This is a genomic window from Aliikangiella maris (genome assembly GCF_040719265.1).
GTDB lineage: Bacteria > Pseudomonadota > Gammaproteobacteria > Enterobacterales > Kangiellaceae > Aliikangiella > Aliikangiella maris.
In genome coordinates this window covers 149,727-163,311 of sequence record NZ_JBFDAH010000010.1, presented here as the reverse complement: position 1 = coordinate 163,311, position 13,585 = coordinate 149,727, and the positions used below count along the sequence as shown (strand labels likewise).

Below are 13,585 nucleotides of genomic sequence, written 5' to 3'. Positions count from 1 at the left end.
GATAGCTTTCGCCATCCGCGTCTTGTGTGAAAAGCAAGCCTGAGAAACCTGTTTTTCCAGGACAGATTAAGGTTTCAAAAGAGGTGAAGTCTGAGAAAAATCATCGCCTGAGAAACAATCATTTGTCCGACCGCATATTGCTGAGAACAATTTGCGTTCACAGATTGTATCGGCGCTGAAAATGGCGACTTTATTTTTTCGACAAAAAATTTCTGAAAAGTTTTATTCAAAAACTTAATGTATTGATTTTTAAGGCATAAACAAGGGGCTGTAAATTACAGACCCTTGTCAGATGCGCCTAAAGTTGTCGTACGGTAGGGGCTCTATTAGCGGTCATGGTTCTACCCTTGGAGTAGAGATAATACAGATTGACTGGAAGCATTGGCTTGCGACAGGATTGAGAGTCCTGCTTGTTGCAATACCTGGCTTTTTGATAACTCGGCAGTTTCCGCCGCATAGTCCGTGTCTCTGATCCGTGAACGGGCTGCTGAGGCGTTTTCGATAATACTACCCAGATTTGATATCGTGCTGGAGAAGCGATTTTGTACCGCACCCAAATCAGCTCGCTGAGAATCGATTTTCTGAAGTGAGGCATCCAATACCGCTAAGGCAGACTGCGCACCGGCATAAGTTGAAATATCAATACTCTCGACCGAACTAAAACTACTGGTCGAGGTAGCATTAGGGAAAGCCTCTGTACTGGCAGTGGCCGTAGTAATCTGGCCTTTAGAACTTTCCAGTGAAACAGTTCCCACTACATTACCAATAATCGTTCCCCCTTCAGTCAGGGTGTTGCCGCCAATGGTGATCGAGTCATTACCGGCGGTTGCATTGGCAAAGGCTGATAAGGCAATATCACGACCGTCAGTGGTTCTTAAGGTAAGAGTCGACAGGTTATTAGGGTTGGCAAAAGTGGCAGTGACACCGGTTGCCGTTGATGAGCCATTAATTGCCGCTGCAATTGCCGTTAAGTCATTGGCATTAGTGATGGTTGCCGCGATAGCACTCCCATTGAGTGTAAAGGTCACATCACCTGCCGCCGTTAAACCTGTCAGCGTTGTTGAGTTAGAAGCAGTTGCGGTAATACCGATTCCGTTAGCGGCGTTGTTAATTGCCGTCGCAATATCCGCAGCACTGGCATTAGCCGGATAACTGATATTAGATACTGTACCCCCTTCGGCGGTGGTTAAGGCTAAATCAGTCTCTGCGGCTACCCCGTTAGCAACAGTTGAAACCGTTGTGCCCAGGATTGAGCCTGAAGCAACTAGTATATTGCTGCCAAGCGCGGTTGCACGGGCATCCGAGATGCTCACCGAAATGGTTTCGTTGGCTTGGGCACCAACCTGAATATTTCGCGCACTGAAAGTGCCATCAAGTAATTGGGTGCTACCAAATCGAGTCGTTTCAGCGATTCGTCCTAATTCTTGAATTAATTGAGTCACTTCTGATTGTAAGGCTGCCCGTTCTCTGGGGCCATTAACATCAGAAGCCGACTGGATCGACAAATTACGGATACGTTGCAGAATGTTGGTTGATTCCTGCAAAGCCCCTTCAGCAACCTGAGCCAGAGAAATACCGTCATTGGCATTACGTGAGGCAACGGTTAAACCATTAATTTGCGAGGTTAAGCCATTAGAAATTTGCAATCCGGCTGCATCGTCTTTGGCACTGTTAATTCTAAGGCCAGAAGAAAGACGCTGAAAGGTTGTCGCCAGATTACCGTTAACATTAATTAAATTACGCTGGGCATTCAGTGAAGAAACATTTGTTGATAATACGTTTCCCATTTTATTAACTCCTAATCTATTGACTCAGAAACAACATGCGGTCAGAGGTAAAAATGCTGTTCGTGAGTAAAAAATTAAATAAAAAATAATTGGGAAAGAAGAACTGAGAATAATTCTTTCGGTAACCATCTACCTGAGAAATAGAGATTGGCTTTAGACGCTTACTGAGATAACCGGCTAAAGACGAGGCGGGTGAGAAATCCGCTTCAAACCTTGTATCGGCGTCAAAAAATCCGACTTTAATTAGCGTTGAAATTTTTTTAATATTTTTTTATGCCGGTGATCACCATGAAAGATTGGGTACTTATTGGAAATGCACCAACATTAACAAAAATAAGATAATTTGAGTTTGATTAAAAAAACTGGCACACGCATTGCTTAATGTAAATCAGCTAAAGACAATATTGATGAAGAAAGTTCATTACCCATGATAAATCTCCGCTTTATTGTTTTAGGCTGAGTTCTTCGGAACACTTTAGCTTTAGTCTGAGTCTTAAGTTGCTGAGAACAGCTTAAAATAAGGGCTTTAGCGCGAAGCATAAAAGCAAGTGGTTGCTGAGAACAGCCGCAAAGCGTTTATCTTCAGTCGTACGGTAAGGGGTCGCTAGACGACCCCTTTTCTTTGCCCGTAAAAAAGTCATGACAAAATAGCGGCAATTTCGCTCTCAAGAGGCAAAACCTTGCCTGCCAACTTGCCGAAAGGTCAATAAATAACCGCTTTTGACTTGATTTTGCTCAATTCGATACGATTTATCATTTCCTCGTCAAAAAATCACCGAAATTAATAAGAGCCGAAATTGGAAAGGCGTTATCCTGTAGCTAAAACGGCATTTCATTATTCATATAATCAATTAGAGTGTTGTAATTGCAATTGTATTAGTATTGGTAGCGTTTCTCTTAACGGCACTAATTGGCTCTCTGGAAAGCACTTGATATTCTGCTAGATATCCCGCTTAATGCAACACTTTCAGAATACTCAATATGCAATAAAGTATTATTAGTTGAATAAGATTTGAGAAAATAAGGTTTGAGACATCCAATGAATTTAAATCAAGTTACTTTGCCCGTTACCGACATGCAATGTGCCACCGAGTTTTACCGCCGCATGGGATTTTTACAGATTGTCGATACCCCGCATTACGCCCGCTTTGAATGCCCCGAAGGTGATGCCACTTTTTCATTATCGTTAACCGAACATGTCACACCGAACCAATCGGTCATCTACTTTGAAACCGAAAAATTAGATAGTTGGGTTGAACAACTTCAAGCAAAAGGATTTGAGTTTATTCAAGCACCGCAAGATCAATCGTACTTGTGGCGAGAAGCTGTGTTACTGGATCCGAGTGGTAATCGATTAAAATTATATTGGGCGGGGGATAATCGTAAAAATCCCCCCTGGCGAGTTGAACGGCGTGACTAAGTTTGACAATATGACGACAGGATCAATTGATTAGAAAAGTGAATGCTGATTCAATATGATATTCACTCAATCAACCAAAAATTATCTTACACTAAAGCAGTATTTGCCATTTTAAAAATAAAAAATACGGTGCTTAATTTCACAATAATGAATCAATCATTAAACGATTTAAAGCGCCCATCAGCAACTTTATTAATGTCGGTATAAAAAAGTAATAAAACTCAAAATATCAGCTTGATTTAAGTGAGGCGAATATGCTTTAGTCGAAACCGTTTTAAAATGATAACAAGGAATTTAGTGGTATCCATTGGTTGCTGGTTTAAATCAATTCATTTAAATCAGTTAATTAAACTAAAACGAATTCCCCAAACCTCGACTTCGATACGATTAACATATTCAATATTTATTCAACATCTATACTAAAATCATATAATCGAAAAGTCTTTAATCAATATTGGTTATTAAGATATATAGTTAATCAAACAGAGTTCTATATACTCAGACTGATTGATTGTTAAATGAACAATTCAAAATTCACAGAAATTGTATAAGTTTTGACACAAACAAATAAACACTGACAAAACTTTGACAAAAAGCGGTAATTTTACTAGAAATATAGCTAAGTAAACCGATTAGTTCTCTTTTTGATTAATTCATAAGCGATTGTTGTAATCTTCTGGACGAAATAATAATGATAGAAAGTAAGAAGTTGTTAATCATTGATGATGATAAGGAACGCTGCCACGACTTAAAAACCATATTTGATTTTGTTGGCGAATCCTGCCAAGAAGCAAATAGTGAAAACTGGCAAAGTCATTTTCAAAACTCAGAACTATTGATTGGCGTATTGTTGGGTGAACTGACCAGTTACTCTGAGGTTTCCAGCCTGATACGCGAAATTCATGCGCAAGATGAAACCATGCCCATTTTGATGCTCGATGATGTCCCCATGTCGGGCGGTATTTCTAGTCAATTATCGCGACAAATCGTTGGGCGTATTAGTTGGCCGCTAAAACACAACGAAGTACTCGAAGCCATTCATTCATGCCAGTACTGCCGCGATAATCAACATGCATTTACCGAAGATAATAAATCACTCGAACTTTTCCGCAGTATGGTGGGGCAGAGCGATGCTATGCAAAACATTCGTCACTTGATTGAACAAGTCGCTAAAACCGATGCCAGTGTATTGATTTTAGGTGAGTCTGGTACCGGTAAAGAAGTGGCTGCACGTAACCTGCATTATTTATCTGAGCGCTCTGAAAAACCATTTGTGCCGATAAATTGCGGTGCGATTCCGGCGGAGTTGTTAGAAAGCGAATTATTTGGTCACGAAAAAGGGGCTTTTACTGGTGCGCTTACGGCGCGACAAGGACGATTTGAACTGGCACAAGGCGGGACAATTTTTCTCGATGAAATTGGCGATATGCCATTACCGATGCAAGTTAAATTATTGCGCGTATTACAAGAGCGCACTTTCGAACGAGTTGGTAGTAACCAATCTATTCAGGCTGATGTACGCATTATTGCCGCAACTCACCGTGATTTGGAAAATGAAGTCAGTGAAAATCGATTTCGAGAAGATCTGTATTATCGGCTAAATGTTTTTCCTATAGAAATGCCCGCACTGCGCCAGCGTGTTGATGACTTGCCGCTATTAATCAATGAACTGGTTGCTCGCTTAGAAAACGATAAACGCGGATCAGTCCGTTTAAGTCCTAATGCGGTGCTGTCTTTGATGCAATGTCAGTGGCCGGGTAATGTACGTGAACTGGCCAATTTGATTGAACGTTTATGTATTCTTTATCCTTATGGCGTTGTGGATGTCAAAGACTTACCGAGCGAATATCAAAGAACGGAGGGGCTTGCCAGTTACCCAACACCAGAGCTGGCTGATCGCAGAGCGATGGTCACTGAAAAAGAAAAACTAAAAGTTCCGGTCGATCCACAAGCGCCATTGGCACATTTGCCTGAAAATGGTGTTAACTTAAAAGAGTTTGTTGCTAAACTTGAAATCTCCTATATTGAACAAGCACTTGCCGAAGAAGACTGGGTTGTTGCCCGCGCAGCAAAACGGTTAGGTATGCGACGAACAACACTGGTTGAAAAAATGCGAAAATATCATTTACAAAAAGCCAGTTAATTGACACCTCACTGTTAGTTTAATGAATTAATCTTTCTAACTCTTTGAAACATAATAAAAATTAAAATCGGCACGGTAATTGCTCTAAGTAAATTAAATTTCGTCATTAAGTAATTTTATTGACACCGTTTAAAACTTTGGAGCAATGATCAATGCCACAAGCCAACCAGACTTCAGCAGCCCAAAATTATTTTCCAGAAATACCAACTCAGGGCGAAGTAACATTGGAAAATGGTATTCAACTTGACTCGGTAATGTCCGAATTAAACCGCTTGTCAAAATCATTTGTTAATTCTTATCAAACACTGGAATCCCAGGTAAAAAAGCTGAACGGTCAATTAAAAAATGAAGCCGAAGAAAAACAATCTGCCATGCAAGAAAATCAACAGCTACTGGTAGAAAAGGCCGCCCTTTCTGATCGATTACAAAATCTTTTATCCATTATGCCTGCCGGTGTTGTTGTTATTGATAGTCAGGGAAAAGTTAAAGATTGCAATGCTGTTGCAACAGAAATATTAGGACGACCGCTGCTCGGTCAACTTTGGGTTGATATTATTCGTCGTGCATTTGACCCGCAAGATGATGATGGACATCAAATTTCTTTAAAGGACGGACGTAAAATCCATATTGAAACTAAAGCGCTCGATGCTGAACCCGGTCAAATTGTTGTCTTAACTGATTTGACAAAAACGCGTCAACTACAGGCCGAACTAAGTCAGCAACAAAAGCTTTCGAGCATGGGTAAAATGATTGCTTCGTTAGCTCATCAAATTCGAACACCTTTATCGGCAGCTATTTTATATGGTTCACACTTAACCGATGAAAAATTGGCGGCACAATTGAAGCATGAGTTTTCGCAAAGTTTAATGGAGCGCTTACATTATATGGAGCGTCAGATAACCGACATGTTGAACTTTGTAAAAGGTGAGCGCAAAACTAAATCCATTATTTCTGTTAAAAGCTTTTACCAAAAATTAATGGCCCATCAAGCCGAGTTTTTACTGCCGGTCACTTTTGTTAGTCATATTCCGCAAAATTCTGCCGCCGTCATTCATGGTGACCAAGATGCATTACTTGGCGCGGTTATGAACTTAATTGAGAATGCTGTTGATGCGTGCAAAAATATTAAACACCCTCAAATTAAAGTAAAAATACAAGTCGCTAAAACATTATTGATTGAAGTCAGTGACAATGGCTGTGGTATTGAAAAATCGGTGCAACAGAAAATTTTTGAACCCTTTTATACCAGTAAAAATAACGGAAACGGATTGGGACTTGCTATTGTTCATGGTGTGGTTATTGAGCATCAGGGAAATATTCAGGTTAATTCAAGTTCGGCACAAGGTACTTGTTTCAGAGTCAATATTCCTTTGTCGGTTACTGCTGAAAATTTAACAAGTCTTAATTCTATCAATCCTAGCCCTAACAATCAGGCTACCAGCAAGCAGGAGAAAATTTATGAGTTCTAGTGTTCTCGTTGTTGAAGATGATTCTGCGTTAAGAGAAGCATTGACATCCAGTTTAAAAATATCAGGCTACAATACTCTGTCGGCTGATTGTGCAGAGTCTGCCATGAACTTGCTGAGTGAAGATAACTTACCGGATATGGTTGTGACCGATATGCAAATGGGGCAAATGAGTGGGATTGATTTACTCAAAAATGTGCGCCGTAAAAGTGCGCAACTCCCCGTAATTTTAATGACGGCTTATGGTGATATCAGCGATGCCGTTGAAGCTATGCGGTTAGGTGCTTGTGATTATTTGCAAAAACCATTTGAAGCACACCGCTTAACCAGCCTGATTGAAAACTATTTACCTAAAAAATTGGCAGGCGATATTGTAGTTGAAGATCCTGCCAGCAAAAAACTTTACGATTATGCCCATAAAATTGCTCAGTCCGATGCTAATGTTTTATTGTCTGGGCCAAGTGGGGCAGGTAAAGAGGTGATGGCGCGATTTATTCATCAAAATTCAGCACGTAATGAACAACCTTTTGTCGCAATAAATTGTGCCGCTATTCCAGAAAATATGCTTGAAGCAACATTGTTTGGCTACGAAAAAGGGGCTTTTACCGGCGCACATCAATCTAATATGGGAAAATTTGAACAAGCTCAAAAAGGTACCTTGTTACTCGATGAAATTTCCGAAATGGATTTAGCGTTGCAGGCAAAAATTTTGCGTGTAATTCAAGAAAAAGAAGTTGAGCGATTAGGTGGAAAAAAGTCAATTAAACTCGATGTTAGAATTATTGCAACGACTAACCGCGATTTAAAACAAGAAGTTGCCGATAAAAACTTCCGTGAAGATTTATACTACCGATTAAACGTTTTTCCCATTCAATGTCTGGCGTTGAAAGATCGTCCTAAAGATATCATTCCGTTAGTCGAATCGCTACTTGCTAAAAATGAGTTTGTACACAGTCGTGGTGGACTGACCCTGGCCAATGATGCCAAAGCAAAACTGGTTGCTTATCCGTGGCCTGGTAATGTTCGTGAGCTGGATAATCTGGTGCAAAGAATTGCCGTGCTGGCAAGTGATAAACAAGTGACCGCCGATGAGATTCAATTTGAAAATGAGTGGCTGACAACTAGCCCTGATGATAAAGCAAACGATGGTCAACAAGCCAGTCGACTTGGTTCAGATATGCTCCACCATGAATTTCAACTAATCATTGAAGCGATGGAAAAATATCGCTGTAAGAAAAAAGATGTCGCAGAAGGATTAGGTATCAGTCCTCGTACCCTTCGCTACAAACTCGCCAAAATGCGTGAGTTAGGTTACGACATTCCCAGTAAAGGAGATCTGTCATGAAAACATCGATTGATCAAAGCTTAATTCAGGCGCAAATGCAGCGCTTGAGTCGTATGGCGAAAGCGGGTGGTGATGCGGCAATTACAAATCCTGCCGAAGTTAATCAAACGCCACAAAATAATTTTGGCAATGTACTGAGCAGTGCGATTAATAAAGTGAACCACTACCAGCAACAATCGGCTATGGCGGCAACTCAGGTTGAAGCTGGTGATGGCGGGGCTAGTCTGGTGAAAGCCGTGATTGCATCACAAAAAGCCAGTGTGGCTTTTCAGGCAACCTTACAAGTGAGAAATAAAGTGGTGTCGGCTTATCAAGATATTATGAACATGCCGATTTAAATGGATAACCGCGGTAAATTGTCAACAAAGTGAATTGTCAATGGCGTGAATTAAATTAACAGAATCGCTCTAAACGTTTACTCAAAAAGTGATTAAAAAAAGCATTCAGAGGTCAAAGTGGCAGAAGCAGCATCGACAGATTTGGTAGAAGTGGATTCCGGTTCTTCTCCGGGGATTTTACCCGGCATGACAAGTCTGGCACCACTAAAACAGGTGGGCATCCTGATTGCCATTGCCGCCAGTATCGCACTGGGTGTTTTTATTGCGTTGTGGTCTAACGAACCGCCAATGAGACCACTGGAAAATTTGCCACCTGAAGCCTCAATGGATGTGATTAATTACCTTGAGCAACAGCAGATTCCTTACCGCATTGATACTACTGGTAGAGTGCTGGTTCCACAGAGTCGCTACAAACGTATTCAAATAGAATTAGGCGCACAAGGTATTGCCGTAGGACAAAATGAAGAAGATCCTTATTTGAAAAAGGACTCAGGGTTTGGTGTGTCACAGCGAATGGAAAAAGCACGCTTACTGCGTAATCAAGAACTAAGGCTGACATCAACTCTACAACAATTTAACGGGGTGAAAGCCGTTAAAGTCCACTTGGCTATTCCTAAAGAATCGTCTTTTATTAAAAATAGAAAAAAGCCCAGTGCATCGGTGTTACTGAATTTATATTCACGCGGTGCATTGTCCGAAGAGCAAGTTGGGGCAATGGTTGATTTGGTTTCTAGCAGTATTCCCAACCTCGAACGTGAACGAGTGACGATTACCGATCAATTTGGGCGACTGTATCATTCGGGAAGCATGACGCATTCACAAAATGAATCAAATCGCGAACTTAAAATTATGCGTGAACGACAAGAAGATATTAAAAGTAGAGTCGAGGAAATTCTCACGCCTTTGGTTGGTATTGGTGCCTACACCGTTCAAGTCAATGTTGATATGGACTTCACTAAAAAAGAACAAACACTACAGTCATTCAATCCTGATTTACCTGCGGTGCGCAGTGAACGCACGATTGATGATTCACGCAACGGGGGCAATGCCGAAGGCGTTCCTGGAGCGTTAAGTAACCAGCCTCCAGGTGCGGCACAAATACCCGCACAGGCAAATAACAATCAAGGACAGCAGGCCGCAACCAGTAACACAAACAAGCGGTTGGAAGCTGAGCGAAACTATGAATTAGATACTACAATTAGTCATATCTTGCCGCAAGTCGGAATTATCAAACGTATCAGCGTATCGATTGGACTGGATCATATCAATGACCCAGCCAACGAAGGGCAAAAAATACCACGCTCTGCTGCCGAGCTGGCACAAATCAGTCGGCTGGTGCAAGCTGCTATTGGTTATAGTGTGCAACGAGGTGATTTAGTGAGTGTAGAATCGTTTCCCTTTATGACGGGTGAAACATTACCTGAGCCTTTGCCGCCAGCCTTTTATGAAACTGAATTATTTCAATCACTGCTTAAGCCGGTTATCGGTCTGATTCTTGGTCTGTTATTGATTTTTGGCGTACTTAAACCAACCTTGAAAAAGCTCTCCAGTGTGCCTGCTAAAGAGGTCAGCTTAAGTGACAACGATGAGCTTGATATGGGCGGGCTGGATGATGCTGGTTCTCTGGGTGGGCTGGCTGATGATCATGTCGTGCTGTCGGGTAATGATAATCTCGAATTACCTCCGCCTACTGTGGGTGAAGTGAAAAAGTTAGAACAGGCTAAAGGTGTGGTGAATAACAACCCTACACTGGTGGCGCAACTTGTGAAAAACTGGATTGACGATAATGGCTGATGAACCCAAAAAATCCAAATTAAGCGGCATTGATAAAGCGGCAATTTTGCTGTTGTCATTAGGTGAAAATACCGCGGCTGAGGTTCTCAAGCATATGGGACCTAAAGAAGTTCAGGTGCTGGGTATGCAAATGGCTTCGTTAAAAAATATTGGTAAGGGTGCGGTTGAAGAAGTCGTCGATGAGTTTTTAGAAAAGGTTGAAGAACAAACGGGTATTGGTATTGGTACCGAAGATTATATTCGTAGCACGTTAAAGTCAGCATTGGGTGAAGATAAAGCGGGAGCGTTAATTGACAGAATTTTGGCGGGGGCCAACACAAAAGGACTCGACACACTCAAGTGGATGGATGCTCGCTCGGTGGCTGATGTCATTCGATTCGAACACCCACAAATTCAATCGATAGTTTTATCTTACCTCGATCCTGATCAATCGGCAGAAGTACTTCAATTATTACCAGATAAAGTCAGAGTCGATTTAGCATTGCGCATTTCGGCATTAGAAGCCGTACAGCCCGATGCATTACAAGAACTGAATGACATTATGGAAAAACAATTTACCGGCAGTGGTTCCACCCAATCTCGTCAAATTGGCGGTGTGAAAACTGTAGCCGAAATTATGAACTTTATGGATGGCGCGAACGAAGCATTAATTATGGATTCCATTAAAGAAGTCGATGAAGATTTAGCCCAACAAATTGAAGACTTGATGTTTGTATTTGATAATCTGGTCGATGTCGATGATCGCGGTATCCAAGCATTACTTCGTGAAATTTCAACCGATACATTAATCATCGCATTGAAAGCCTGTGAAGATGATATTCGAGAAAAAATCTTTAAAAATATGTCGAAACGAGCAGCAGAATTAATGCGTGATGATTTAGAAGCTATGGGTCCGGTCAAACTCAGTGAAGTTGAAGCCGCACAAAAAGAAATACTAACAGTTGCACGTCGTATGGCTGACTCTGGAGAAATCGTACTCGGTGGTAGTGGCGAAGAAATGGTTTAGTCTGGCGACGTAAAGCTGAATTGATTATTGAGTAAATTCAAGCACAGTTATATGACTTAATATTCGTTTATATAAGTTCATATTAATAAATTCATATTAATAAATTCATATACATTTATATGCGTTCAAATAAGGTATAACAATGGTACTCAAAGGTAAATCCGAAGAGCCAATAAAACTGATCAAAAATGCGACTCAGTTTTCTGCCTGGAAAGCGCCAGAGCTTGATTTTGGTAATGCGCCCGGATTTAGACAGCCGGTTGAAGAAGAGGAGATAGAAGAAGAAATCAGTGAGGAAGAAGCCCTGCAAATAAAAGCGCAAGAATTACAAGCCATTCGTGATGCCGCCTATCAGGAAGGATTTAACCAAGGTAAAGATGAAGGTTTGCAAAATGGTCAGGCACTGATTCAGCAACAAAGTCAGTTATTGCAACAAGTCATTACCCAACTGGCCAATCCCGTTGAACAATGCGGCGAAAAAACACAGCAGCAACTGGTACAACTGGCATTTGCTATCGCACGACAAATTGTCCGGCGTGAATTACAACAAGATCCCGCTCAGCTTATTGCAATTATTCGAGAAGCACTGCGCTTATTACCCGTTGGTTCGCAAAACATTGTCATTGCCTTGCATCCTGAAGATGCCACAATTGTCAGTCAGGCGCTCAATATTGATGATCAAGATGAGTCGGCTAATTGGCAAATCAAAACGGATCCATCGGTCGAAAAAGGCAGCGCTCAGGTTACCACTGAAAATTCAAAAGTAGATGCCTCAATCGATAAACAAATTGCAGTTTTATTTAGTCGGGTTGCTGGCGGACAACGTGCCGGAGAAGCTGATGCTGAATGATGAAGTGTTTGCGCGATATCTTAGCCAAATCACTCCAAAAGTTAAACAACAATCTGGTATAGTGGTTGAAGGTCGGCTGACAAGAATGGTTGGTATGACTCTTGAAGCGGTGGGGTGTGCGGTAAATATTGGCGAGCGCTGTTTTATTGAAACCATTCACGGCAAACTAGAAGAGGCTGAAGTTGTCGGCTTTACCCTCGATAAAATATACCTCATGCCAATTGGCAGTATTCAGGGGTTGGGTCCTGGCGCACGAGTAATCCCAACCCATAAGGCAGCAGAAATTCCGGTGGGTGAAAACTTGCTTGGTAGAGTGCTTGATGGGCAAGGTAAACCGATTGATGGAAAAGGTCCAATACACTGTCATCAAACTCGCCCATTGGCATCGCAGCCAATTAATCCACTCAACCGTAAACCGGTAACTGAACCACTCGATGTGGGCGTTCGCTGCATCAATTCAGTGTTAACGGTTGGCCGTGGACAGCGCATGGGATTATTGGCCGGTAGTGGTGTGGGTAAAAGTGTTTTACTGGGAATGATGACTCGATTTACTGAAGCCGACATCATTGTCGTAGGATTAATTGGTGAACGGGGACGAGAGGTTAAAGAGTTTATTGAGCAGATCTTAGGTGAAACGGGGACTAAGCGTTCAGTCGTTGTTGCCGTCCCTGCCGATAACTCACCATTAATGCGTTTGCAAGGCGCAATGTCGGCAACCACTATTGCTGAGTATTTTCGAGATCAGGGAATGAATGTTTTATTGTTAATGGATTCGCTCACACGTTTTTGTCAGGCACAGCGTGAAGTCGCACTGGCTATTGGCGAGCCGCCTGCAACCAAAGGTTATCCGCCATCGGTTTTTGCCATGCTGCCGCAATTGGTTGAGCGCGCGGGTAACGGTGCACAAGGTGGTGGTTCAATTACCGCTTTTTATACCGTATTGGCAGAAGGTGATGATCAACAAGATCCTATTGTTGATGCAGCCAGAGCAATTCTTGATGGCCATTTGGTGCTGACTCGTGAACTGGCTGATTCGGGTCATTATCCGGCTATCGATATTGAAGGATCGGTGAGTCGGGTGATGAATCAGATCACAAAAGATGAGCATCAAACTGCCATTCGTCATTTAAAATATTTATATTCAACCTATCAGCAAAATAAAGATTTGATTACCGTGGGTGCCTATCAAATTGGTAGTGATCCGGTAATCGATGAAGCGATTGAAATGATGCCCATGATACGAGATTTTCTTTGTCAGAAAATAAATGAAAAAGTTGAAATGCAAGAGAGCATTGATTTGCTCCAGCAAATGATGCAATAAAAGACTATACTTTAGTCTAAGTAAAAGAATAGTGATTGTGAAAAAAGCCAGCAATCTGGTGAGTAAATAAGTTTTATTTAGAATTTTATAAATAAAATTGATTAAAAAAAATGCA

10 protein-coding genes are annotated in these 13,585 nt (G+C 41.5%); 9 read left to right on the top strand and 1 reads right to left on the bottom strand.

All coding sequences use genetic code 11. The features are described 5' to 3' along the window. Positions 1 to 341: 341 nt before the first annotated feature. Entirely contained in the window at positions 342 to 1,787 is a 1,446-nt protein-coding gene (locus ABVT42_RS11600) for a flagellin N-terminal helical domain-containing protein (RefSeq protein WP_353895622.1), read from the bottom strand. A 1,039-nt stretch (positions 1,788 to 2,826) separates the two neighbouring features. Here ABVT42_RS11600 and ABVT42_RS11595 point away from each other — a divergent pair. The 9 genes from ABVT42_RS11595 (at position 2,827) to fliI (ending at position 13,470) form a co-directional block, all read left to right on the top strand. Next, positions 2,827 to 3,207 (top strand): VOC family protein, encoded by a 381-nt coding sequence (locus ABVT42_RS11595; RefSeq protein ID WP_353895623.1) that lies wholly within the window; start codon positions 2,827 to 2,829, stop codon positions 3,205 to 3,207. A 691-nt stretch (positions 3,208 to 3,898) separates the two neighbouring features. Next, positions 3,899 to 5,350 carry a sigma-54 dependent transcriptional regulator gene (locus ABVT42_RS11590; protein WP_353895624.1) on the top strand — a complete coding sequence of 484 codons (1,452 nt, stop codon included), beginning with the start codon at positions 3,899 to 3,901 and terminating at the stop codon, positions 5,348 to 5,350. Between the two features lie 152 nt (positions 5,351 to 5,502). Next, positions 5,503 to 6,819 carry a sensor histidine kinase gene (locus ABVT42_RS11585; protein ID WP_353895625.1) on the top strand — a complete coding sequence of 439 codons (1,317 nt, stop codon included), beginning with the start codon at positions 5,503 to 5,505 and terminating at the stop codon, positions 6,817 to 6,819. Further along, positions 6,809 to 8,161: a sigma-54-dependent transcriptional regulator gene (locus tag ABVT42_RS11580; RefSeq protein WP_353895626.1), complete on the top strand. Its 1,353-nt coding sequence runs from the start codon at positions 6,809 to 6,811 to the stop codon at positions 8,159 to 8,161. The genes ABVT42_RS11585 and ABVT42_RS11580 overlap by 11 nt, the downstream gene beginning before the upstream one ends. Further along, positions 8,158 to 8,499 (top strand): flagellar hook-basal body complex protein FliE, encoded by a 342-nt coding sequence (gene fliE / locus ABVT42_RS11575; RefSeq protein ID WP_353895627.1) that lies wholly within the window; start codon positions 8,158 to 8,160, stop codon positions 8,497 to 8,499. Before ABVT42_RS11580 ends, fliE begins: the two co-directional genes overlap by 4 nt. A gap of 117 nt (positions 8,500 to 8,616) precedes the next feature. Then, positions 8,617 to 10,293 (top strand): flagellar basal-body MS-ring/collar protein FliF, encoded by a 1,677-nt coding sequence (fliF, locus tag ABVT42_RS11570; protein ID WP_353895628.1) that lies wholly within the window; start codon positions 8,617 to 8,619, stop codon positions 10,291 to 10,293. Next, positions 10,286 to 11,299: a flagellar motor switch protein FliG gene (gene fliG / locus ABVT42_RS11565; protein WP_353895629.1), complete on the top strand. Its 1,014-nt coding sequence runs from the start codon at positions 10,286 to 10,288 to the stop codon at positions 11,297 to 11,299. The genes fliF and fliG overlap by 8 nt, the downstream gene beginning before the upstream one ends. A gap of 142 nt (positions 11,300 to 11,441) precedes the next feature. Then, complete coding sequence (locus ABVT42_RS11560) at positions 11,442 to 12,149, top strand: FliH/SctL family protein (RefSeq protein WP_353895630.1); 708 nt, start codon at positions 11,442 to 11,444, stop codon at positions 12,147 to 12,149. Beyond that, positions 12,139 to 13,470 carry a flagellar protein export ATPase FliI gene (gene fliI / locus ABVT42_RS11555; RefSeq protein ID WP_353895631.1) on the top strand — a complete coding sequence of 444 codons (1,332 nt, stop codon included), beginning with the start codon at positions 12,139 to 12,141 and terminating at the stop codon, positions 13,468 to 13,470. The genes ABVT42_RS11560 and fliI overlap by 11 nt, the downstream gene beginning before the upstream one ends. The last annotated feature ends 115 nt before the right edge of the window (positions 13,471 to 13,585 follow it).